This is a genomic window from Prosthecobacter sp., from assembly GCF_044222345.1.
Taxonomy (GTDB): domain Bacteria; phylum Verrucomicrobiota; class Verrucomicrobiia; order Verrucomicrobiales; family Verrucomicrobiaceae; genus Prosthecobacter.
Window position 1 is genome coordinate 19,044 of record NZ_JBGANL010000012.1, and the last position, 22,658, is coordinate 41,701.

A 22,658-nucleotide genomic window follows, 5' to 3' on the forward strand; every position below is an offset into this window, starting at 1 on the left:
AAAAAAAATCGCGACGGGAAAACCGCCGCGATTCAAACGCCCGCCGGGGGAAAGATTTTACTGCCAGTTGCCAAAGGCATAAGGATTGTTCCCGGGCAGCCGGCCATAACCATTGCCGGGGTAATAACTGGACGGCTGACCGTAGCCGTAGTTTGGCTGCTGGCCATAACCATAGCCATTCTGTGGCGGGCAGCTCTGCTGGCCATAAGGCTGGTTGTAATTCGGCTGGCCGTAGCCCTGCTGTGGATATTGACGCTGGCCATTGCTCAGCATGCTGCCAGCAAGGGCACCGAGGACGCCGCCAATGGCAGCTCCTTCCAGGCCCCGATGGCGCTGATTGCCGATGATGCCACCCGCGCCAGCACCGATGAGAGCGCCTGCGACGGTGCCACCTGCCGAGGAGCGGCCATAGCCGCCGCCACCGCCATAGCCTTGATTGTATCCACCGTAGCCACCACCGCCGTAGCCATAACCGTAGGGATCAGCACAGGAGGTCAGGGAGAATGTCAGCAGCAGGGTTCCAAAGGTCAGCGTGCGAACGAGGGAAGTCTTCATGAGGTGGTGATGTGAATCTTATCCTGCACTCTGACGCTCCCTTTAAAGAACTATTCGATTATATTTTCGCTACATCTCGGAATGCATCCTGAGAGTTGCAAAAACATCCCGCCTGCGGCTGGGTGCCGCTTACCATGAAGCTCCTCCCAGCCCTCCTCATTGTTACGCTCGCCGCCGTTTCCCCGCTCGCGGCGGCAGATTCGTATGACATCGTCGTCTATGGCGGCTCCTCCGGAGGAATCACGGCGGCCATCCAGGCGGCGCGCATGGGCAAAACCGCCGTCCTCATCGAACCCACAAAGTTTCTCGGCGGCCTGACCACCGGCGGACTTGGTGCCACGGACATCGGCAACAAGAAGGCCATCGGCGGCATGTCGCGTGAGTTTTACGCCAACGTCTTCAAATATTACAATGACCCGGCCAAATGGCAGCACCAGACCCGTGAGGAATACTTTGCCAAAAAGCAGCACGGCAACACCGGCAGCGAAGACACCATGTGGACTTTCGAGCCGCATGTCGCCACGGAGATCTACGACGCCATGCTCGCCACCGTGAAAGACAAGGTGACCGTGGTGTTCAGCGAACGCCTGGACCTGAAAAAGGGCGTGGTCAAAGAGGGCGCTCGCATCACGAAAATCATCATGGAAAGCGGGCGCACTTTTGACGGGAAAATGTTCATCGACGCCACCTATGAGGGCGATCTGATGGCGAAGGCCGGAGTGAGCTATGCCGTGGGCCGCGAGCCGAATGCACAGTTTGGCGAGACGATCAACGGCGTGCAGAAGGTGAAAACCATCCACCATCAGTTCATCAAGAACGTCGATCCCTATGTGAAGCCCGGCGATCCGAAGAGCGGCGTGCTGCCCGGCATTGATCCCGGCGACATTGGCGAGGAAGAAAGCGGCGACCGCAAGCTGCAGGCCTACAACTTCCGCATGTGCACCACCGACGTGCCGGAAAACCGCCTCGACTGGGAGAAGCCCGCCAACTATGACGAGAAGTGGTTCGAACTGGCCCTGCGCAATGTCGAAGCCGGTGACGAACGCATCTCCTGGGCTCCCACCTGGATGCCCAACCGCAAGACCGACACGAACAACAACTTCGCTATCAGCACCGACTTCATCGGCCAGAATTTTGATTACCCAGACGCCGACTACGAAACCCGCGCGAAGATTTGGAAAGCCCACGAAGACTGGCAAAAGGGCCTCATGTGGACCTATGCACACCACCCCCGTGTGCCGGAAAAGATGCGAGCCGCCTTCCAGAAACTGGGTCTGGCCAAGGATGAATTCAAAGACAACGGCAACTGGCCCCGCCAGCTCTACGTGCGTGAGGCACGCCGCATGATCGGCGGCTACGTGATGAGCGAAAAGAACTGCAAGCGCCGCGAGATCGTGGAAGACAGCGTGGGCATGGGCGCCTACAACATGGACTCGCACAACGTGCAGCGTTACATCACCAAGGAAGGCTTTGTTCGCAATGAGGGCGATATCCAGATCGGCACCCGCCCCTACCCCATCAGCTACCGCAGCATCACTCCCAAGGCCGAAGAGTGCACGAACCTGCTCGTACCCGTGTGCCTGAGCGCCACGCACATCGCCTACGGCAGCATCCGCATGGAGCCCGTCTTCATGGTCATGGGCCAGAGCTCCGCCACCGCCGCTGTCATTGCCATCGAATCCGGCAGAGACCTGCAGCAGATCGACCTCGCCAAGCTCAAGGAAAAGCTCCTCGCCGACGGCCAGATGCTCGACTTCGAATCACCACCGATGCCAGAGCATGTCTCGATCAGCAAGGAGAAGCTCGGTGGCATTGTCGTCGATGACAGCGAGGCCGAACTCACCGGCTTCACGTCCGAAGGCCACACCACACCGGGCTTTGTCGGAGAAGGCTATCGCCACGATGGCGACACCGCCAAAGGCGAGCAGAAAGCCCGCTTCACCCCCGACCTGCCTGCCGCAGGCCAGTATCGCGTCGCCATCACCTACACCGCCCTGGCCAATCGCGCTGAAAACGTTCCTGTCATCATCCACCACGCCGAGGGCGAGGCCACGGTGGTGGTGAATCAGAAGAAAAAAGCCCCCGAGAAAGATGTGCTGCTCCCCCTGGGCACCTACCGCTTTGAAAAAGGCAAAGCCGGCTGGCTCGAAATCCGCAATGAAGGCACGAAGGGCCACGTCATCATTGATGCGGCTCAGTGGATTCTTAAAAAGTAGTACCGAGCTTTAGCTCGTTCTGGGAAGAACTCTGCGTTTTCCAGAGCGAGCTGAGGCTCTTAACTACTTTGGGGAAACTCACTTCGGCCGCTTCATCTCAAACATGTCCTGCGTCCGGCAGTACCAGTTGGGACTCTGCATACGTCCGATGGGGTGATAATTCCCCGGTTTCACCAGCCACGTTTCAGGATCAAGGATGCCATCGCGCACATGCACGCGCAGCACTTCACCGATGATCAGGCGGTTGTCCCCAATCTCGATGATGCTGTGGCTGCGGCATTCAAAACTGGCGGGGGCTTCGGCAATGCGTGGTGGTTTGACCACGCTGCTCGGCACCGCTGTGAGTCCGGCATGCAGCAATTCATTCTCACCGGGAGGCAGCGTGGCCGCACAGAGATTCATTTTCTCAGCGAGCGCTTCATCGACGAGATTGACGACGAACTCATGTGTCAGACGAATGTTGCGTGCGGTGTCCTTCGGCACCCCGGCAGAGCGGTCGCCGGGGCAGAAGCCAACGATGGGCGGAGAATCCCCCAGGACGTTGAAGAAGCTGAAGGGGGCGGCATTGACGCGGCCTTCGGGATCGACGGTGGTGGTGAGGGCAATCGGACGCGGGGTGACGAGTCCGGCGAGGATCATGTAGGCGTCTTCACGCAGGGGGCCAGTGAGGTCGAGTTCCATGGAAAGAGAGTCAAGACGAGGACTCAGCACGATACGCCTGCGCCAGCAAAGTTACCGGCTGCGTGACTTCGTGGCACGGATGACTGCCACAAGCGCGCAGCCCATTGGCGATTTGAAGATGACATCCAGGATTGCTGGTGGCCACGACGGGGGCACCCGCCTGCCGCAGGTTCACGACTTTGCGGTCCAGAAGCTTCTGGCTCTGCTCGGGCTGGGTGATGTTGTAGATGCCCGCGCTGCCGCAGCACCAGTTCGACTCTGGCAGCTCCTTGAACACAAGCCCCGGAATGCTGTTCAAAATCTGCCGTGGCTGTGACACGACTTTCTGGCCGTGGCAGAGGTGGCAGCTTTCGTGGTAGGTGACTTCCGCCACACCGGCACCTGCGGCGGGCTTGCGGAAACTGATCTGCACCAGCCATTCGTGGATGTCCTTCACCTTCTTGTCCCACTGCTGCGCTTTTTCCGCATAGAAAGGATCATCATGCAGCAGATGACCGTAGGTCTTCAAATGGGAACCGCAGCCGCCGGCGTTGGTGATGATGGCATCGAGCTCGTCTAGATCAAAGCTGTCGATCTGCCTGCGGGCGAGTTCACGTGCGAGTTCGAGCTCGCCATTATGCGCATGCAACGAGCCGCAGCAGCTCTGCGAGCGCGGCGTGATGACTTCGCAGCCGTTTGCCAGCAGGACATCCGCAGTGTCACGGTTGATATTCGAAAACGCCAGATCCTGAATGCAACCCGTGAGCAAACCCACACGGTAGCGTTTGCCCTGCTGCGGCACTTCCTCCGGCCAGATCAGATCATCGGAGAACTCCGCAGCAATCTTCGGCGTCTGTGGCTCCAGCTTTGCCAAGGAAGGAGGCATGAGGCCAAAAAAATGCACCTTCCGCATCAGGCGATCGAATCCGGTGCTTTGATACACGCGGAGCACGCGCCCGATGAAACGCAGCAGCCAAGGGCGCATGAAGATGACATTGAGCGAGAGCCAGCGCCAGAAGCCGCGCTGCATGCCGTCATTCACCTGCGCCTGCTCGACTTCGGCACGCGCGGTTTCAAATAGCTCGGCGTAGTTCACGCCTGCCGGGCATGCGGTCTGACAGGCGAGGCAGCCAAGGCAGTAGTACATCTCGTCGGAGAGCGCCCGGGAGACTTCGAGCTCGCCGTCCGCCACCGAACGCATGAGGGAGATGCGGCCACGCGGGCTGTTGCGCTCCAGCTTGGTCTCCATGTAGGTGGGACAGGTGGGCAGGCACATGCCGCAGTGCATGCATTGCTGCAGCACGGAGTAGTCGAGGGATTTGAGAAGATTGGCAGATGGCATGATCAGTTCCTCGGATCAAAAATCTTCCCGGGGTTCAGCAGGCCCTGGGGATCGAGGGCTTGTTTGATGCTGCGCATGAGTTCGAAGCTGCCTTCTCCGAGCTGACGTCTGAGGAAGGCTTTTTTGGCGAGGCCGACGCCGTGCTCACCGGTGACGGTGCCGCCGAGGCGGATGGTTTCCTCAACGATTTCTTCCAGCGCGATCTCAATGCGGTGCATCTCCTCGTGATCGCGTTCATTGGTGAGAAAGGTGGGATGCAGGTTGCCATCCCCAAGGTGGCCGAAAGTGCCGATCTGCAGCTTGTGCTTCTTCGCCACGCTGTCGATGAAGGCGACCATGGTGGCGAGTTCGCTGCGCGGCACGGTCACGTCTTCAAGGATCGTGGTCGGGCGCACGCGGGCGAGCGCGGAGAAGGCATTGCGACGCGCGGCGGCGAGCTTCGCGCCTTCGGCTTCATCCGCAGCGGCGCGTACGTCGTGGGCACCGTTGGCTTTGGCGAGCGCCATCATCTGCGCGGCCTCTTCTTCCACGACGACAGGATGGCCGTCGGTCTCCATCAGCACCAGAGCCTCCACATCGGTGGGCAGGCCGATCTTGGCGTAGTCTTCGACGCAATGCACGGTGACGCGGTCAAGGAACTCCAGCGTGCAGGGAATGATCTTGGCGGCAATGATGGCGGAGATGGTCTTGGCGGCGGCGTCCATCGAATCATACAGCGCCAGCATCGTTTTGCGTGCCTTGGGGCGCGGCAGCACTTTCAGGATGACCTCAGTGATGATTCCCAGCGTGCCCTCACTGCCGATGAAGAGGTCCTTCATGGAGTAACCCGCCACGTCTTTGACGCACTTGTTGCCGAGGAAGGTCAGCGTGCCGTCTGGCAGCACGACTTCGATGCCCATGACATAGTCGCGCGTGACGCCGTATTTGAGGCCGCGCAGACCACCCGAGTTTTCGGCCACGTTGCCACCGATCGTTGAGATTTTCATCGAGCCGGGGTCAGGCGGATAGAAGAGACCAACCTTCGCGGCGGCATCGTCGATTTCCTTGGTGATGACACCACTCTGCGCACGCAGCGTGAGGTTTTTCTCATCGACTTCGATAAGCTTGTCCATCTTCACCAGACAGATCACGAGGCAGCCTGACAGCGGCACACTGCCACCACTCAATCCGGTGCCGGAGCCACGGGTGACCACGGGGATGTTGTTTCTGCGGGCGAGCTTGACGCACTCGGAGACTTCCACGGCGGTCAGCGGAAAAACGACAGCGCCGGGACGCTGCTTGAGGGCGGCGGTGCCATCAAAACTGTAGGGCACAATGTCCTCGGCTGAGGTGAGCACTCTGTCAGGAGGTAATATTTCCCTGAGAGACTGGATAAAGCTGGTGTCGATTTGGTTCACGGAGGTCATTCTGGCGAGTTCGTGCTAGAGCGTCAACGCAGGCTGTGGTTGATTATCATCACATGAAGTTCAATCACCCCATTCGTTTCACACCCATTTACCAAAGCCGCGTCTGGGGGGGGCGCCGCATGGAGACCCTCCTGGGGGCCACCCTGCCGGATGCAACCACTCCCTTTGGTGAAGCTTGGACGGTGTGCGACCGCCCCGAGGCCCCGAGTGTGACGGCGGATGGCGTGACTCTGCATGAACTGTGGACGAACCACCGCGAGGCGGTATTTGGCAAAGCGCTGCTGAAATCCACCAGCCCCACCTTCCCGCTGCTCATGAAGATTCTCGATGCCTGCGATGATCTCTCGATCCAGGTGCATCCGCCCGCGAGCATGGCCGAGGAATTGAAAGGCGAGCCGAAAACGGAGATGTGGTACATCGCACATGCGGATCCAGGAGCAAAAATTTACGCCGGTCTGAAGCCGGGAGTGACTCGCGCAGATTTCGAAACCGCGCTGCAAAACGGAACGGTGGCCGATGTGGTGCATGCGATCGAGGCTCGCACGGGCGACTGCCTCTTCATTCCGAGCGGCCGCATCCATGCCATCGGCGCAGGATTGCTGATCTATGAAATCCAGCAGAACAGCGACACGACGTATCGCGTCTTCGACTGGAACCGCGTGGGACTGGATGGCAAACCGCGCGCGCTGCATGTGCAGGAGTCCATGCAGAGCATCGACTTCACGGACTGCGAGCCCTGCGCCCAGCAGGTCCAGCCCAACGGCACGCTTGTTGATTGCGAGTATTTCAACGTCAAAGTGCTCAGTGGATCCAAGCAGGCAGGTGTCCCAGGTGAAAGCCTCACCATCGCCGTCGTCAGTGGCAGGATCACCATCGACGGCACGACTCTCAAAGCAGGAGATTTCGCCCTCGTTCCCGCCACCCTCTCCTCCTCCTCACGTCTGGTGAAACCCGCAGATGCGGAAAGTCAGTGGCTGGAGATCCGCGTGCCAGTGTGAGTTAGTCCGAACAGCCCACCCTACTGTTTGGCCGCAGGCGCTTCGGCTTTCTTGACCTCAGGCACGGCCTCCACGGCAGGCTTGGCGGGGACAGAGGCTGAAGCTGGCTTTTTGATCTCAGTCGCAGACTGCTCGGCGGGCTTGGTCGCAGCAGGCACGGCAGCTTTCTTCGTTTCTGCCGCAGGCTTTTCCACCTTCTCGCTTTTTTTGATCTCGGGATCTTTGGGCGTGCTGGGCACAGCAATGAACTTCGCCTTCTCCGGATCCATCTTCGGCAGTTTGCCCTGCGGCACAGGCGGCAGTTTTTTCTCCGGAGCGGGCTTCGGAGCGGCCGCAGCAGCCTTGGGCTCAGGTTGAGGAGCCTCCTTGCCACAGGCTACGAGCAGCAGAGCGATCAGGCACAAGCGATGGTTCATGAGGCACGAATGGACACCGAACGGGCGTGCGCATCAAGCCCCTCAACGGCGCTGATCGCACTGACGATGGGTTCGGACTTGGCACAGCTTTCACGATCCAGACGAATGATGCTGGTGCGGCGCTGGAACATGTCTGCCGTGATACCCGGGAAGGATTTGCCGGAGCCGCCGGTGGGCAGCGTGTGGCTGGGACCCGCCAGGAAATCGCCGACAGCAACGGGTGAATGATTGCCCAGGAAGATGGCACCCGCCGTCCGAATGAGCGGCAGGATGGCGTCTTCACGTGTGGTGATGAGCGTCAGATGCTCAGGGGCAAAGTCGTTCGCGAGACGCGCGCCGTCCTCCAAACTGGGGACGAGCATGAGGAAGACCCCTTTCTCCAGCACCGGAGTCAGCTGGGCCTGACGGCTGAGCGTTTGAGACTGCTCCCCGACCTGCGCGACGACGGCATCCAGCAGTGCGGCATCGTCCGTGAGGAAACCCGCCATGCTGTCCTTGCCATGTTCAGCCTGCGCGAGGATGTCCGCAGCGATGAAGGCAGGATTGCCAGACTTGTCAGCGAGGATGAGTACTTCGCTGGGACCAGGCAGCAGATCAATGGAGACGACGCCGAAACTCTGGCGCTTGGCCTCGACCACGTAGCTGTTGCCTGGGCCGAAGATTTTGACGACGGGACGGATCGTGGCGGTACCAAAAGCCAACGCGGCGATGGCCTGTGACCCGCCTATTTTGTAGACCTCCGTGGCACCCGCGAGCTTCAACGCAGCAAGCAACCCCGGATTCACCGTGCCATCGCGCCCGCAGGGGGTGCAGACGACAATCTCCGGCACGCCAGCCGCAGCGGCAATGGCAACGGTCATAATGGAGGTGGAAACCAGCGGCGCGGTGCCGCCCGGTACGTAGCAGCCCACGCGCTCGAAAGGGTGGAAGACTTCGCCCACCGTGGCTCCCTGCTCGTTGGTGAATTCCCAGCCCTGGCGCATGCTGCGCCGGGCGAAGGCCGACACATTGCGGTGGGCGGATTCAAGGGCGCGCTTGAAGGTGGGATCGGCAGCCTCCCAGGCGGCATCCAGTTCTGCCTGCGGAACGCGCATTTGCTCAGCAGTGAGCTTGGCACCATCAAATTTTTCCGTGAGCTCCAGCACGGCAGCATCACCGCGCTCGCGCACAGCCTTGATGACACCTGCGACGACTTCTCGCACGGCATCGCTGGCCTCAGCACGGCGGTTGAGGGCGGCGGCAGCGGTGGGATAGTCGGGATCGGTGTGGCGAATGATCTTCATCGGGTAAGTTTACGTGCCAAGAGAGGAGGCAGAGTCAAGGATTCAAGAGGGCAAGCGGGAAGCTGGCGCCGACAACATGCACGACATCCGACCACCTCAAGGCAGCACTTAGGAAGAAATAAGCGGCTTCGGTCAGTCCCTATCAGCTCCCGCGTCAAAGTCGTCTAGATCATCACTGGTGCCAGCGTCATCCCAGAGCTTGTGCGGGTCATTGCTGCGGTTTGCCCGCGAAGTCCTATGCCGCTTCTCGTAAAGATACGATGCAAGAGCAATGCCCGCCATGAGCCCGATGATGACAAGAAAAATCACCATCGGATCTTTCCTCCACAGGTTTACGGCACCACTTCACCGGAGCCGGTGTACACCCACTTCTCCACCCGGCCGTTTTTGATGCGGGCCTGGGCTTCGGTCTCGAACTTGCCAAACATGGTCTGCGTTTCGTACTTCACGTTCACAGTCCAGTATTCAGTGCCGTCGATTTTTTCCTGAGCAGGATCGCTCCAAGACTTGATGTTGTCGGGCTTGATTTCGGTGACTTCGCCGGCCTTCATGCTGGCAAGGAGCAGCGGGTAGGTGCCGTCGGCAGCTTTCGTGGGCTTGTCATTGCTGCTGCTGCCGCCACCTGCAGGGGCGGCAGGGGCGTTTTTAGCGCGCTCGGCGGCGGCCAGTCGGTATTCGTGGGCTTTGCGGGCGTTCTCGGTCTGGACCACCTTCACCTGCTCATAGGCGGCGGTGAATACTTCCTTGAAGTCGGTTTCATCCATGGCGACGAGGCCGCGCATGGGAGAACCTGCGGAGGCTCCCACCACGAGGTTGCCCCCCTCCTGGCCCATGACAAAGATTTTCGTGCCAGCTTTGAAGGTGGTGGCCGCAGTGGCTTTGCCCATCTGCATCTTCAGTTCCAGATCTTTCTTCATGGTCACCTGCTTGGGCGTGTTGAAGAAGCCTTTCGGCACCGCAGCCCAGTTCTGGGTCAGCTCATCCACAGGCGGGAACACGGGGGCGACGAAGGCATTCGGGTCCACCGGCGGCGGCTCGGGGACTTTCGGCATCTCAGGCTTCGGTTCCTCGGGCTTCATCTCCGGCTTCGGCGCAGGCGCCTCCATGACGATCTTGGGCTCTTTTTTGACCGGCTTTGGCACGGGGGCGACGACGATCTCCTTCTTGGGCTCCTCCTTTATGGGGACGTGCTTGGTGAACTTCATGGCATCGGCAAAAGGCGGATACACATACTCGTAGGAGACGTAACCGACGGCGATGGCCAGGGCGATGACAATAAGAGGTTTCATGACAGTGGGAGAGTCTAGGAGAGAGGCCGGAAATAATCAACCGCCCTCATGCACCATTCTGGAAACGGGCGAGCCGGGGTTTTCTTGGGCTTGATCTCCCCTGCCCCACGCGGCTTGTGTAGCCCCATGCTTAAAGACGTGATCCGCGTGCGAGGTGCACGCCAGCACAATCTCCAAAACATCGACGTGGACATCCCGCGGCACCAGCTCGTGGTCCTGACCGGCGTCAGCGGCAGCGGAAAGTCGTCGCTGGCATTCGATACGCTCTTTGCCGAGGGCCAGCGCCGCTACGTGCAGAGCCTGTCCGCCTACGCCCGGCAATTCCTCGGCCAGATGCAGAAGCCGGACGTGGATTTCATCGAGGGCCTGTCCCCGGCCGTGGCCATCGAACAGGTACATTCGAACCCGAATCCGCGCAGCACCATCGCCACGGTCACGGAAATCTACGACTACCTCCGCGTCCTCTACGCCGTGGCCGGCCAGCCCTACGACCCCAGCACCGGCGAAAAGCTCCACCGCAGCACCCCGCCGGAGATCGCGGACAAAGTGCTGGCTTTGGGCGAGGGCACCCGCGTCATGGTTCTCTCCCCCCAGCCACCGGCCAGCGGAGCAGAAACGCGCACCCTGTTTGAAAAACTCAAGCGCCAGGGCTTCGTGCGCGTGCGGCTGAACGGCACCGTGGTGGAGCTGGAGGATTCCCTCCAACTGGACGAGGCAGAAACCCAGCAGGTGCAGATCGTCATCGACCGCCTCGTCGTGCGTGCTGACTCCCGCCAGCGCCTCATGGAGGCCATCGAAAGCTCCCTGCACTGGAACGACCGCGAGGTGCAGTTCCTCGTGAATCTCGACGGCAGCGAAGAAATACTCAGCTACACCACCGCCTTCGCCAATCCGCGCACCGGCTTCGTGATCGAGCGCCTCACGCCGCAGCATTTCTCCTTCAACACCCACCTCGGTGCCTGCCCTGTCTGCGAAGGCACCGGCACGACGCCCACGCCAGATCCCACGCTGCTGGTACCGGATGAATCCAAATCGCTGAACGATGGCGCGATCAAAGCCTGGTGGGCACGCCACCCGAAGGTGAAGCAGATTTTCAATCAGGGCGTGGAAGCACTGGCCAAGCACTACGGCGCAGCCATGGACGTGCCCTTTCAGGACCTCCCGCAGGACTTCAAGCACGCTCTTTTCCACGGCACCGGCGCAGCCCCCATCAGCACCGGCTGGCAAAAAACCGGCAACAAACGCAGCGTCGCCAAACCCTTCGAGGGTCTGCTGCCTGAAATCGCCCGCATGTATCAAAACGCCGAGAGCGACGTCCTCCGCGCCGCCCTCACGCGCCTCATGAATCCGCAGGCGTGTGCAGCCTGCGGGGGCATGCGCTTGAAACCAGAATCGCTGGCGGTCAAACTCAGTGCGCAGTCCCAAGAGTTAAACATCCACGACTTCACCGCCCTGCAGACCCGCGACGCCTTGCAGTGGATGCGTGAGCTGGAAGTCACCGAGCAGCAGAAGGTCTATGTCGGCGAGTTGCAGCGCGAGATCGTGAAGCGCATCGAGTTTCTTGAGCAGGTCGGCCTCGGCTACCTTGCTCTGAACCGCGAGAGCGGCACGCTCTCCGGCGGCGAGATGCAGCGCATCCGCCTCGCCTCGCAGATCGGTGCCGGACTGGCGGGTGTACTTTACGTGCTGGACGAGCCCAGCATTGGCCTGCATCCGCGTGACAACGAGCGTCTCATCCAGACCTTGTTACGCCTGCGCGATCTCGGCAACACCGTCCTCGTGGTGGAGCACGACGAGGCCACCATGCGCGCCGCAGATTACATCATCGAGCTCGGCCCCGGAGCCGGAAAGCTCGGCGGCAAAATCACCGCTCATGGCACGCCCGCAGAGATCGCCGCGAATCCGTATTCCATCACTGGCGGCTACTTGAGCGGCAGAACTCGCATCGAGGCGAAAGCCCTGCCTCAAACCCTGCTAACAGAATCCCTGGGACCGCGCTCCAAGCACTCCCTCACCATCCACGGCGCTACCGAGCACAACCTCCGCAACGTCAACGCCGCCTTTCCACTCGGCAGCTTCACCTGCGTCACCGGCCCCTCTGGCAGCGGCAAATCGACCCTCGTCGACGACATCCTCATGCGCGCGCTACGCCGCCATTTTTACGATGCCAAGGACATCCCCGGCACGCACGAAAAAATCACCGGCCTGGAGCAGCTCGACAAAGTCGTCGTCATCGATCAGTCGCCCATCGGCCGCAGTCCGCGCTCCAATCCCGCCACCTACACCGGCGCCTTCGGCCCCATCCGCGAGCTCTTCGCACAACTGCCGCTCGCCCGCATGCGCGGCTACGATGCCGGACGCTTCAGCTTCAACACCCCCGGTGGCCGCTGTGAAAAATGCGAAGGTGATGGCGTCATCAAGATCGACATGCACTTCCTCGCCGATGTCTATGTCACCTGCGAATCCTGCAAGGGCCGCCGCTATGGCGCTGAGACGCTCGAAGTCACCTTCAAAGGCAAGAACATCGCCGATGTGCTGGACATGACCGTCAGTGAAGCCGTGCGATTCTTTGACCGCAGCACCAGCATCGGCCCCAAACTGCGCACACTGGAAGAAACCGGCCTCGGCTACATCCGCCTCGGCCAGAGCGGTGCGTCCCTCTCCGGCGGTGAAGCGCAGCGCATCAAGCTCAGCGCCGAACTCGCCAAACGCAGCACCGGCCGCACCCTCTACGTCCTCGACGAACCCACCACCGGCCTGCACAGCGCGGACATCCAGACGCTGCTCGGCGTCCTCCTCCGCCTGCGCGATGCCGGCAACACCCTCATCGTCATCGAACACCACATTGATGTCATCCGCTGCGCCGACTGGATCATCGACCTCGGCCCCGGCGGCGGCAGCGAAGGCGGCTATATTTTAGCCTCCGGGACTCCCAAGCAGGTGGCCGCAAATGAGAAGAGCGTGACAGGGAAGTTTCTGGGAAACAAGGAGGCAGGGGCTCCTGACCCTTTTCTGGTGCAGGCGAGTGACGCATAACACGAACTCGACAGATTTGTTTTCAGACCAACAATAATGCAGTCCGCTCATCGTCCATGGATGCTCTTTGATGAACATGAACCTCGTAGATCCAATCATCGCCGCGGCGCCAAAGGAATACTATGCGCAGGGCGCACTCGGCTCTATTTATATCGGCTTGTTTCTCTACTTCATTGCAACGGTAAGCATTGGCTTGTTCGCCGTCTTCATGATGCGACGACGCACCCAGCCGCAACGATCCTTTTCGCTGGAATTAGTGCTGACAGTCATCCCGATCTTCTGCGCCACGGCCTATCTCGTTCTCGGCATCTTTCGCATCTTGGAAGTCAGCAGCCGCGTTCAGGTCAGCCATGCGATGTTAAAAAACGAAATGTACTATGATCTTCGGCCCCTTGCCATGGCGCTGGTCGCATCCAGCTTGATGCTGTTGATTATCCTTTTGGTGAGAACAGTCATTATACGCAAAGAGAACCAATGCGAGGAGGAGCTCGGTGACCAAGGTGACGGGATCTCCTGACCCCGTTTCTCGTACTTGGATAAATCCAGAACAGGCTCGCACTTCACCTTGGCCCTCACTTCAGCACTCTCACCGCTGGCTTCCCCATGCACACCGGCGGCTCCTGAATTCCAAGCCCCGCTGAAAGCGTCGGCGCGAGATCCGTGATGCTGAACTCATCCGCATAGCGTCCCGCTTTGAAGGGCGCACCGTAGAAGATGATCGGAATGTGAGTGTCATAGGAAAAGGGCGAGCCATGCGTTGTCCCCGTTGCCGCCTTCCCCGTGCCCGCAATCAGCCAGGGCTTGAGGATGAGCACGACGTCGCCGCTGCGCTCGGCATTGAAGCCGTTGGCGATGCGCTGGCCGATCACGCCGGGGGCACGGCCTTCGAGCAACTGGTCGCGGCCATAGACGGCATGGAACACGCCGGTGCTCAGCGCCCATTCGCGAATGAAGGCGGTAAGGGTCTCGGGCGCGAGCTTCTTCTCCTCCAGGACTGCGTGATCATAGTAGAGATTGCCGTCCGTCAGGCGTGGCTTGAGGCTGCCTTTGCCAGAGAGGAAATAACGGCCTGGCCCGAAGCGTTCCGCCACCTTGGCCTGCAGTTCGCCGAGCATCTCGGCAACAGGCGGGCGCGCCCCATCCAGCCCATCTTCCTTCGCATTTTCAGGGGTCGGTGCCACGCCATGATCGGCCGTCAGCACCATCACTACATTGGCCAGCCCGACCTTCTTGTCGAGGTAGGCAAAGAGTTCCTTCAACTGCCGGTCCAGCCGCAGCGTGATGTCCTGCACCTCCTGCGAATAGGGCCCAAACTTGTGCCCGCAGTAGTCGATGGATGAAAACGAAACGCAGAGCAGATCAGGATTGGTCCCCTGCCCCAGTTTCTCCCCTTCGATGGCCGCTTTCGCAAACTCAGCCAGAAGCTGATTGCCAAAGGGAGTGGAAAGGATCGGCTCATAGCCTTCCGACTCTTCCTTGATCACCTTGTGAGGGAAGGTGCTGGTCTTTTCACCGGCCAGGTGGCTCTCTCCGGCGGCGGCATCCGGCATGGGATATTGCTTTTCATCCAGCAGGCGGTCCCAGGTCTGCCCGACAAAGGCATCCGGCCGCTTGCTGTCGTTGAAGGCCTTCACCCAGGCCGGCAGCTCATTTTGATAATAGCTGCTGGTGATGAAATTGCCCGAGGCCGATTCAAACCAATAGGCTCCCGTGGGCTTCTTCCCCGCTGGCAGGATGGCTCCGCGATCCTTCACCGACATGCTGACCACCTTGGAACCCCAGTGCAGCCGCATTTGATCCGCCACGGTGGCACCGATGAAATTGCGCGGCGACATCTTCCCCGCCTTCGCGTCCGGCTGGGTGCCCACGCCCGTCACACTGGAATCTTCCACGCAGTACATCATGGCGCCGCTGCGCTTGTCAAACCAGTCATTGCCGATCACGCCATGCATCATCGGCGAGCTGCCGCTGAAGAAACTGGCATGCCCTGGCGCGGTGACCGTGGGATAGTAATTGTACTGGGCGAAGGTCATGAAGGCCCCCTTGTCCGTGAGTTCGCGGAATCCCCCTTCGACAAACTTGGAATGAAAGCGGTCCAGATAGTCATAGCGCAGCTGATCCACGAGAATCGCGACAACAAGCTTCGGAGCCTTGGGCGGCGCAGCCTGGGCACCTGCGGAGCAGGCGGCGAGGGCGAGGAGAGAGATCAGTGTGCGATACTTCATAAGTGGAATGGGAGCGCAGTAAACAACCGGAAAGCAGCGAAAGTTTCAACCACTTCAAAGCCCAAGTGAATGGCGCTTCTCTTCCTGCTTGCGCAGCCCCCTGCCTCCTGGGCCCTGGATGCAGTCCTGACTTGAACTGAGAGGCAACCGCAGGCATCGGGACTGCGTAGGAATCCAAACGAATGAACAATGGTGAATCCAGCCGGCTCGCGGCGCATGTGAAGGGCATTTCCAAAAGCTTTGGCGATGGAGGCTCACGGCTGCAGGTGCTGAAGGAGATTGATCTGGACGTGCGGCGCGGGGACATCACCATGCTGGTGGGGCCGTCGGGCTGTGGCAAGACGACCCTGATCAGCATCATCGCCGGCACCCTGAAGGCGGATGCGGGTGAACTGACTGTGTTTGGCCATGATCTGCGCAAGATGTCCACTGCGGCGATCACGCGCTTTCGCTCCAAACACATCGGCTTCATCTTCCAGTCCTTCAATCTCATCCCGACGCTGACCTGCGCGGAAAACGTGAGCGTGCCGCTGCTGATTCAAGGCGTCGGAGCTTCCAAGGCAGAAAAACGGGCGAAGGAAGTTTTGGATCAGGTGGGGCTGGCTGACCGCTTCAAGCACCGCCCCTCACAGCTTTCCGGCGGGCAGCAGCAGCGCGTGGCCATCGCCCGTGCGCTGGTGCATGAGCCGCAGCTCATCATCTGCGATGAGCCCACCGCCGCACTGGACGCAAAGAACGGCCATGTGGTCATGGAACTCTTCGAACACGTGGCGCGCGGCAAAGATCGCGCCGTTTTGATCGTGACACACGACAACCGCATCTTTCACCATGCCAACCGCATCGCCAACATGGACGACGGCCGCGTGGTGGAAATCCACGATGTGGATGCCAGCCATCCGCCGCCAGAGCATTTAAAGCAGGTGGAGCGGCTGTGAAAAAGCAGTCCAGTTGCGCCGCAACTGGAATCCTTATCACTCCGGTTGCGGTGCAACCGGGCTGCTTTCATCGCTTTCCGGCTTCGGCTGCATGTCCGGCAATGAATCGAGATACAATGCCTCCACCTTTTCACGCGCCCACGGCGTGCGGCGTAGGAAGGTGAGGCTGGACTTGATGCTGGGCTGCCAGTTGAAGCAGTTGATCGGGATCATGCGGCCAAGCATCTCCCAGCCATAGTGTTCGACAAGCTGCGTGACCATCATCTGAAGCGTGATGCCATGAAGCGGATTTTTGGGACCGGCGGCGTGCATGGTGGATTCGTGGTTGAGGTTTATTCTTCGGGCACTTCGCCTGATTTCGCGGCTTTGACAATCTTCGCCTGCGCCTTCGCGTCCAGTGCTTTCACTTTGACATAGCCGCCATCAAAATAGGCGCGCGCACCGTGATAGTAGCCGGTATTCGCACCGATGACTTCGAGCTTTTTGTCGCGAAGGATGAAACTGAGATTCGTCTCATCAGTCTTGTCCTTGTCTCGGCCCTTGTCGCTGAACCAGCCGATGGTTGAATTCCATGCCGCAATGCCCGAAAGCCCGCCCACATGTGAGGTGGGGCCGCGCACGCACTGAATCACAAAGTGAAGATGCCCCTCGCGCTCCACGACCTCCATGCTGCCGCCATAGCTGTCCGTCCAGTAGCCGGTCAGCGCTTCGTCTTTCCACTCGTGAATCAAACCTTTGAGCCATTCAGAGCGCATGTCCTCAAGACCTGCGGCGGCCTCCAGATACGCAGGCGAATCAAGCGCCAGATCGCCCTGCGCATCCACACCGGTGTACATAGGAGATCGTGCGAGGTAATCGCGATACTCCACCCAGGCGCGCTGGTCCTCTTTGAGCTTGTTGAAATCGGTCTCCGGAAGCGCCTGCCTGGCGGCAGCCCACGCTGCATTCAGGGCGTGATCAGCTTTGTCGAACGCCGCTCTCGCCTCATTTGCGCTCATCGGTTTGTCCTGCGCGCTGCCAGCGCTGAGGCAAACCGTCAGCAGCAGAAGGGTGAAGAATGAAATCGCGTTTCGCATTCGGCATCAGATTAGCTCCGGGCACCCGCATGTCCACGGTTTGCCACGGGTTATTTCGAGGAGTTTACCATCAGCATGCAGCGGCTTTCACATCTGTGTTCATGTCTTACCAATAAGCATTTAGTCTCCAGCCTCCGCCGTCTCTAGCCACGCCAGCAGAGATCGACTGGCCTGGGCAGGAATGGGAGTTCAAGAAGCTGGGCCTCGATCTTAACGCGACGAACCCTTGAGCCGCCAGAGCACGAGGATCAGCGCGAACAGTCCAAGGCCCAATCCCCAATATAGCCGCGAGCGGTCTGGCTCAGGTTGGGGTGCAGACGGTTGCCCTTCAATCTTCACTGTCTGCGGCAGCAGATCGGCGATCTGACTTAACTCCGGCAGCTGCTGTCCAGGCTGCGCCTGCGCCTTCACCATCTGCTTCCAATCCACCGCCATGACAAGGTCCACGCCGGGATTCTGCTCCTTCACCTGGCAGGAGCATGAGCCGATGAGAAACTGCGCCGCACGATCCACCGTTTCCACCTTGATGCCCTTGCCCACCAGCGCATAAAGCACCCGGCCCTGGCCAAAAATCGGAAACGCGATCGGCTCATTGAGGCTGCGCAGATCTGGCTCACTCGCCAGCAGCATTGCGATGAAGGCGCTCTCAGCAGCATCATTGCGTTTCACTCTCAGCGTCGAAAAGGCGAGCCGCAGTCCGTCACCCGGAATCGAGACGAGCCCGTTCTTGACGTCCTGCTGGTCCAGTTTCGGCAGTTCCATCACGCTGCTGAGGTATTCGAGACGTTCGTCGAGAAATTGGGCCGCCGCCGCATCCTTCACCTTGTCGCCGCACTCCAGCAGTACCCACACGGCGCTTTCCCCATTGGCAAGCCGCTCGGCAATCTGCTGACGCGCCGGCGAATCCACCAGCAGCCTGGCGTTCGCTTCCGAATAATCCGCCGACCAGATGACTTCATCGTTCCTCATCGTGAGCGGCTGGCGCAGTTCGATTCGTTGCGCAGCGCCCACCGTGGCCTTGAAGTTGCCATCCAGTTTCACGCCATGCGGCAGGGTGACACGATAAGGATCTGCCGCCCAATGCTCCAGAGCATAGCGAAACACCGGCACAGAACACGCAAAAGCGGTGGTCGCTGATAAAACGAGAATGGAGACAAGGCGGCGCAGCATGAGGGACTGCACAATACGCAACAGTTTGGATGAATTCGCATCCCATGCGCGTTTTAATTCGATCATGCGACCGCTCCTGTTCCTCCTTGCTCTTTCAACTGCCAGCGCCGACTGGCCGACCTACCTGCACGACGCCTCACGCGTTGGAGCAACTCCCGAAGACATCCGGCTCCCTTTGCAATCCGCATGGACCTTTGAATCGGCCGCCCCGCCGCAGATGGCCTGGGCTGGTGAGGATGGCCGCGTCTTTGAAAGTCACGTGACGCTGAACCGCATCCGCTTTGACGAGGTGTTTCAGGTCGCCATCAGCGCGGGTAAAATCTTTTTCGGCTCCTCCGTGGATGGTCGCGTGATCTGCCGCGATCTCGCCACCGGCAGGGACTTGTGGTCGTTCTTCACCAATGGCCCCGTGCGTCTGGCACCTGCCATCGCGGCGGGAAAAGTCTATGTCGGCTCCGATGACGGCTACGCCTACTGTCTCGACGCCCAGACCGGCAAGCTCGTGTGGAAGCTCCGCGCCGGACCGCATGACGAGCGCATCCTGGCCCGTGGCCGCATGATCTCGCGCTGGCCGGTGCGCACAGGCTTGCTGGTGGATGGCGGCATCGCCTATTTCGGCGCGGGCGTGTTTCCGCATGAGAAAGTTTTCATCTACGCCGTCGAGGCGGCCACGGGCAAGATCATCTGGAAAAACGACGCGATCAGCGAGAAGGACGCAGGCCGCAACGACCTCTCCCCCCAGGGCTACCTCCTCGCGACGAAGGACATCCTTTTCGTCCCATCCGGCAGATCGCTCGCGGTGTCGTTTGATCGCAAAACAGGCGAGCTCATCGCCAAGCCTGAGCCCGGCTGGCGTGGCGATGCAGGCGGCCCCATCGGCGGCACGCAGGCCTTTCTGGCCGATGATCAAATCTATGCCGTGGGTGAGCACCACATCCTCGCTCTGGATCAGGAGAAACAAAAATCCGGCTACGCTTGGTTTGCAGGCACTCAGATGACTCTCGCTGGCGACATGGGCTACATGGCCAACGGCACCAAAATCATTGCGGTGGACCGCACCAAGCATGCCGAAGGCACCCGCATCCGTCACGGCCATGAAGTCGCCATTTCCAAGCTCAGCGCCGATTTGAAAAAACATCCCGCAGTCGCCGCTGCGAAAAAATTCCAGGCAGCCGAATCCGCCGCCCGCAAGGTGAAGGACGATCCCGCCGCCTTTGCCAAGGCCCAGGCTGAGCTTGCAGACATCGCTGCGAAGTACGAACCGCTGCGCATCGGCTACAAGGCGAAGCAGGACGAGATCGCGAAGCACAAGGCCGACCTGGCCGCCTCCACGGATGCCGGCGTCAAATGGTCGCTCGATACGCCTCATCAGTCCGCGCTGATCATTGCGGGCAAAACCGTCATCGCCGGCGGCAAGGGCGAAGTGATCGCGATTGACGCCGAAACCGGCAAGCAGGCATGGAAAGCAGCCGTGGATGGCGAGGCGCGTGGTCTGGCTGCCTCAGACGGTCATCTCGTCGTCAGCACCACCACGGGCCGCGTGTATGTCTTTGGCGCGAAAACAGCGGAGGTGATCGCGGAGAAGAAAGCGAATGATTTCCCCACCGACAAAGCGCATGCAGATGCGGCGCAGGCGATTCTGAAACAAACCGGTGTCACCAAGGGCTTCTGCATCGTGCTGGGGAATAATCAGGGAAAGCTCGCCTATGAACTCGCCAAACGCAGCGACCTGATTGTCTTCGGCGTCGATGCCGATGAGAAAAAAGTCGCCGCAGCGCGACGGGAACTGCTCGCCACGGGCCTCTACGGCACACGCATCACGGTGGATCATCTCGATCTCGCGGTGATGCCGTATTCCAGCTACTGCGCAAACTTGATTGTGAGCGACAGCGCAGAACCGGTGGGTGTCCCGGCCGATGTCGCACGGCATTTGAAGCCCATTGGCGGCAAATTCTGCTTCAAGGCGACCCCGCAGACGGCCGATTGGCTCGCGGCGACGAAACTGACCGATGAGAAAGCCACCATCTCGAACAGCGACGGCTGGAGCGTGCTTACTCGCGCCGCCCTGCCCGGCGCCAGCTCCTGGTCTCACCAGTATGGCAATGCGGCAAACACTTCGAGCACCGACGACCGCCGCATCAAAGGTGGCCTGAGCGTGCTCTGGTATGGCGATCCCGGTCCGGGCAAAGTGGTCAATCGTCACGATGGAGCCGTGGGCCCGCTGTCAGTGAACGGACGCCTGTTTGTACAGGGCGAGGACAGCGTGATGGCCTATGACGCCTACAACGGCCAGCTTCTCTGGGAGACCAAGAATCCAGGTGCCATGCGTATCGGTGTGTACAACGCCCGCGAGCCCGGCAACATGGCCGCGAGCGACGACTACCTCTTCATGCTCATGGAGGATGAGTGCATCCAGTTTGATGCGGCCACGGGCAAGATCGTGCGCACCTTGAAAATCCCCGGCGCAGGCACCAAGAAAGACCTGCAGTGGGGCTACATCGCCTATCAGGACGGCCTGCTTTATGGCACCGAAACCGAGCGCGTCGAAAAAGCGGCCGAAGTGGCACGCCGTGGCAAGAGCGGCTCGATTTCAACCGACCGCATCTTTGCCTTCGATGTAAAAACCGGCACGCTGAAATGGACGCATCAGGGCAAGCACATCTCCCACGTCAGCATCGCCATCGGTGACGGGCGTCTGTTTTTCATCGACGCCTCGCTCACACCCGAGCAGCGCGCCCTCATGCTGGCAGAGGACAAGACCGCTCTTGCCAAGCTCACCGGCAAAGAGCGCGAACTGGCCGAGGACCGCGTGAAAAACAACGACCTGCGCATGGCGGTGGCGCTCGATGCCGCCACCGGCAAACAGCAATGGGCCAAGCCGGTCGATGTGACGGATTGCAGCGAGATCGGCATCGGCGGCGGCGCCCTGACCCTCATGTATCACAACGGCCACCTCGTGCTCGGCGGCGCCAACGCCAACGGCCACTACTGGGAGCAGTTCTTGAGCGGTGAATTCAAACGCCGCCGCCTCGTCGTGCTGGATGCGAACAAGGGCGACAAAGTCTGGGCCAAGGACGCAAACTACCGCCACCGCCCGGTGGTGATCGACAACGAAATCATCGCCGAACCTTGGAGCTACGATCTTTACACCGGGACGCAGAAGACGCGCAAACATCCCCTCACCGGCGAAGAGTCCGCATGGATGTTTGCCCGCCCCGGCCACCACTGCGGCGCGATCTCAGCCACGCCCAACATGATGTTCTTCCGCTCCAAGTTCACCGCATTCTATGATCGCGACAGCGACAGCGGCACGGAGCACTTTGCCGGACATCGTCTCGGCTGCTGGATCAACACCATTCCCGCCAACGGTCTCGTCATGATCCCGGAGGCCAGCGCAGGCTGCGTCTGCCTGTTCTCCATCGCCAGCACCGTGGTGTTTGAACCACGGGAAGACCGCATGAACTGGGGCGTCTACAGCGCCGATGGCCCCTCCCTGCCTGTGCAGCACATGGCTTTGAATTTGGGAGCCCCCGGGGACCGCCGTGATGCCCACGGCAAGCTCTGGCTCGGCTATCCACGCCCCAGCAGCCGCGCAGGCATCGACCTGCCGCTGGACTTCAAACCGCAATACGTCAGCAAAACGGGCGGCGCGTATGCCTTCAACTCCGAAATCCCGTCCATCTCAGGCCATGACACCCCCTGGATCTTCACCAGCGGCCTGCGCGAGTTGACCAAGCTCGACATCCCGCTGCTCGCCAAAGGTCAGGCGCCCGCGACCTACACCGTGAAACTCATGTTTGCAGCGCTGCCAGACGATAAACCCGGCCAGCGCGTCTTCGACGTCAAGCTCGGCGGCAAAGTCGTGCTCAAAGCCTTTGACCCCGCCACCCGCAAGGGCGCCACCGTGGAGCAGTTTGAAAACATTCTCGTGACTGACAACCTCGTGCTGGAGCTTGTTCCCACATCTCCCACCAACGCCCCAGTCCTCAATGGCATCGAGATCCTGCGCACCAACGCCAAGGAAATCACCGCAGGCGTGGCGGAGCGGTGA

The 22,658-nt window shown here is 60.3% G+C and carries 17 protein-coding genes; 6 read left to right on the forward strand and 11 right to left on the reverse strand.

What is annotated here, in order from left to right:
• Positions 1-57 precede the first annotated feature (57 nt).
• Positions 58-555, reverse strand: a complete 498-nt coding sequence (locus ACILSL_RS08835; RefSeq protein ID WP_395731645.1) for a hypothetical protein — start codon at positions 553-555, stop codon at positions 58-60.
• Positions 556-689: 134 nt separating this feature from the next.
• On the opposite strand from ACILSL_RS08835, the gene ACILSL_RS08840 reads away from it, so the two are divergent.
• Positions 690-2,771 (forward strand): FAD-dependent oxidoreductase, encoded by a 2,082-nt coding sequence (locus ACILSL_RS08840; protein ID WP_395731646.1) that lies wholly within the window; start codon positions 690-692, stop codon positions 2,769-2,771.
• Between the two features lie 78 nt (positions 2,772-2,849).
• On the opposite strand, the gene ACILSL_RS08845 is transcribed toward ACILSL_RS08840, so the two are convergent.
• From ACILSL_RS08845 to ACILSL_RS08855, 3 genes are read right to left on the reverse strand one after another with little or no spacing between them, the layout of a single operon-like run.
• Positions 2,850-3,452, reverse strand: coding sequence for a flavin reductase family protein (locus ACILSL_RS08845; protein WP_395731647.1), 603 nt, complete (start codon positions 3,450-3,452; stop codon positions 2,850-2,852).
• A 10-nt stretch (positions 3,453-3,462) separates the two neighbouring features.
• A complete protein-coding gene (locus tag ACILSL_RS08850) occupies positions 3,463-4,773 on the reverse strand; it encodes a (Fe-S)-binding protein (protein ID WP_395731648.1) in 1,311 nt (436 codons plus the stop codon).
• Between the two features lie 2 nt (positions 4,774-4,775).
• Entirely contained in the window at positions 4,776-6,179 is a 1,404-nt protein-coding gene (locus ACILSL_RS08855) for an FAD-binding oxidoreductase (RefSeq protein ID WP_395731649.1), read from the reverse strand.
• Positions 6,180-6,232: 53 nt separating this feature from the next.
• Here ACILSL_RS08855 and ACILSL_RS08860 point away from each other — a divergent pair, with 53 nt between their 5' ends.
• Positions 6,233-7,177, forward strand: a complete 945-nt coding sequence (locus ACILSL_RS08860) for a type I phosphomannose isomerase catalytic subunit (protein ID WP_395731650.1) — start codon at positions 6,233-6,235, stop codon at positions 7,175-7,177.
• 20 nt (positions 7,178-7,197) lie between these two features.
• On the opposite strand, the gene ACILSL_RS08865 is transcribed toward ACILSL_RS08860, so the two are convergent.
• The 3 genes from ACILSL_RS08865 to ACILSL_RS08875 form a co-directional block, all read right to left on the reverse strand.
• Positions 7,198-7,593 (reverse strand): hypothetical protein, encoded by a 396-nt coding sequence (locus ACILSL_RS08865; protein ID WP_395731651.1) that lies wholly within the window; start codon positions 7,591-7,593, stop codon positions 7,198-7,200.
• Complete coding sequence (hisD, locus tag ACILSL_RS08870; RefSeq protein ID WP_395731652.1) at positions 7,590-8,876, reverse strand: histidinol dehydrogenase; 1,287 nt, start codon at positions 8,874-8,876, stop codon at positions 7,590-7,592. The genes ACILSL_RS08865 and hisD overlap by 4 nt, the downstream gene beginning before the upstream one ends.
• A 332-nt stretch (positions 8,877-9,208) precedes the next feature.
• Entirely contained in the window at positions 9,209-10,165 is a 957-nt protein-coding gene (locus tag ACILSL_RS08875) for a hypothetical protein (RefSeq protein ID WP_395731653.1), read from the reverse strand.
• Between the two features lie 126 nt (positions 10,166-10,291).
• Between ACILSL_RS08875 and uvrA the strand changes: the two genes are divergently transcribed.
• Together uvrA and ACILSL_RS08885 are read left to right on the forward strand one after the other, a co-directional pair.
• Positions 10,292-13,201 carry an excinuclease ABC subunit UvrA gene (uvrA, locus tag ACILSL_RS08880; RefSeq protein ID WP_395731654.1) on the forward strand — a complete coding sequence of 970 codons (2,910 nt, stop codon included), beginning with the start codon at positions 10,292-10,294 and terminating at the stop codon, positions 13,199-13,201.
• Between the two features lie 76 nt (positions 13,202-13,277).
• Complete coding sequence (locus tag ACILSL_RS08885; protein WP_395731655.1) at positions 13,278-13,718, forward strand: hypothetical protein; 441 nt, start codon at positions 13,278-13,280, stop codon at positions 13,716-13,718.
• A gap of 55 nt (positions 13,719-13,773) precedes the next feature.
• On the opposite strand, the gene ACILSL_RS08890 is transcribed toward ACILSL_RS08885, so the two are convergent.
• Positions 13,774-15,426 carry an alkaline phosphatase family protein gene (locus ACILSL_RS08890; protein WP_395731656.1) on the reverse strand — a complete coding sequence of 551 codons (1,653 nt, stop codon included), beginning with the start codon at positions 15,424-15,426 and terminating at the stop codon, positions 13,774-13,776.
• Positions 15,427-15,608: 182 nt separating this feature from the next.
• On the opposite strand from ACILSL_RS08890, the gene ACILSL_RS08895 reads away from it, so the two are divergent.
• Positions 15,609-16,361 (forward strand): ABC transporter ATP-binding protein, encoded by a 753-nt coding sequence (locus ACILSL_RS08895; RefSeq protein ID WP_395731657.1) that lies wholly within the window; start codon positions 15,609-15,611, stop codon positions 16,359-16,361.
• A 36-nt stretch (positions 16,362-16,397) separates the two neighbouring features.
• On the opposite strand, the gene ACILSL_RS08900 is transcribed toward ACILSL_RS08895, so the two are convergent.
• From ACILSL_RS08900 to ACILSL_RS08910, 3 genes are all read right to left on the reverse strand, one after another.
• Entirely contained in the window at positions 16,398-16,673 is a 276-nt protein-coding gene (locus ACILSL_RS08900; protein ID WP_395731658.1) for a VF530 family DNA-binding protein, read from the reverse strand.
• A 20-nt stretch (positions 16,674-16,693) separates the two neighbouring features.
• Positions 16,694-17,437: a lysozyme inhibitor LprI family protein gene (locus ACILSL_RS08905; RefSeq protein ID WP_395731659.1), complete on the reverse strand. Its 744-nt coding sequence runs from the start codon at positions 17,435-17,437 to the stop codon at positions 16,694-16,696.
• Between the two features lie 210 nt (positions 17,438-17,647).
• A complete protein-coding gene (locus ACILSL_RS08910; RefSeq protein WP_395731660.1) occupies positions 17,648-18,607 on the reverse strand; it encodes a hypothetical protein in 960 nt (319 codons plus the stop codon).
• A gap of 64 nt (positions 18,608-18,671) precedes the next feature.
• Here ACILSL_RS08910 and ACILSL_RS08915 point away from each other — a divergent pair, with 64 nt between their 5' ends.
• Positions 18,672-22,658 (forward strand): PQQ-binding-like beta-propeller repeat protein, encoded by a 3,987-nt coding sequence (locus ACILSL_RS08915; protein WP_395731661.1) that lies wholly within the window; start codon positions 18,672-18,674, stop codon positions 22,656-22,658.

What these genes read in the sequence shown, in the direction of transcription:
- ACILSL_RS08855 (WP_395731649.1), bottom strand. Translation starts at nt 6,179, where the DNA reads ATGACCTCCGTGAACCAAATCGACACCAGCTTTATCCAGTCTCTCAGG.
- ACILSL_RS08860 (WP_395731650.1), top strand. Translation starts at nt 6,233, where the DNA reads ATGAAGTTCAATCACCCCATTCGTTTCACACCCATTTACCAAAGCCGC.
- ACILSL_RS08845 (WP_395731647.1), bottom strand. Translation starts at nt 3,452, where the DNA reads ATGGAACTCGACCTCACTGGCCCCCTGCGTGAAGACGCCTACATGATC.
- uvrA (WP_395731654.1), top strand. Translation starts at nt 10,292, where the DNA reads ATGCTTAAAGACGTGATCCGCGTGCGAGGTGCACGCCAGCACAATCTC.
- ACILSL_RS08865 (WP_395731651.1), bottom strand. Translation starts at nt 7,593, where the DNA reads ATGAACCATCGCTTGTGCCTGATCGCTCTGCTGCTCGTAGCCTGTGGC.
- ACILSL_RS08835 (WP_395731645.1), bottom strand. Translation starts at nt 555, where the DNA reads ATGAAGACTTCCCTCGTTCGCACGCTGACCTTTGGAACCCTGCTGCTG.
- ACILSL_RS08910 (WP_395731660.1), bottom strand. Translation starts at nt 18,607, where the DNA reads ATGCTGCGCCGCCTTGTCTCCATTCTCGTTTTATCAGCGACCACCGCT.
- ACILSL_RS08915 (WP_395731661.1), top strand. Translation starts at nt 18,672, where the DNA reads ATGCGACCGCTCCTGTTCCTCCTTGCTCTTTCAACTGCCAGCGCCGAC.
- ACILSL_RS08850 (WP_395731648.1), bottom strand. Translation starts at nt 4,773, where the DNA reads ATGCCATCTGCCAATCTTCTCAAATCCCTCGACTACTCCGTGCTGCAG.
- ACILSL_RS08895 (WP_395731657.1), top strand. Translation starts at nt 15,609, where the DNA reads ATGAACAATGGTGAATCCAGCCGGCTCGCGGCGCATGTGAAGGGCATT.
- ACILSL_RS08900 (WP_395731658.1), bottom strand. Translation starts at nt 16,673, where the DNA reads ATGCACGCCGCCGGTCCCAAAAATCCGCTTCATGGCATCACGCTTCAG.
- ACILSL_RS08885 (WP_395731655.1), top strand. Translation starts at nt 13,278, where the DNA reads ATGAACCTCGTAGATCCAATCATCGCCGCGGCGCCAAAGGAATACTAT.
- ACILSL_RS08905 (WP_395731659.1), bottom strand. Translation starts at nt 17,437, where the DNA reads ATGCGAAACGCGATTTCATTCTTCACCCTTCTGCTGCTGACGGTTTGC.
- hisD (WP_395731652.1), bottom strand. Translation starts at nt 8,876, where the DNA reads ATGAAGATCATTCGCCACACCGATCCCGACTATCCCACCGCTGCCGCC.
- ACILSL_RS08875 (WP_395731653.1), bottom strand. Translation starts at nt 10,165, where the DNA reads ATGAAACCTCTTATTGTCATCGCCCTGGCCATCGCCGTCGGTTACGTC.
- ACILSL_RS08890 (WP_395731656.1), bottom strand. Translation starts at nt 15,426, where the DNA reads ATGAAGTATCGCACACTGATCTCTCTCCTCGCCCTCGCCGCCTGCTCC.
- ACILSL_RS08840 (WP_395731646.1), top strand. Translation starts at nt 690, where the DNA reads ATGAAGCTCCTCCCAGCCCTCCTCATTGTTACGCTCGCCGCCGTTTCC.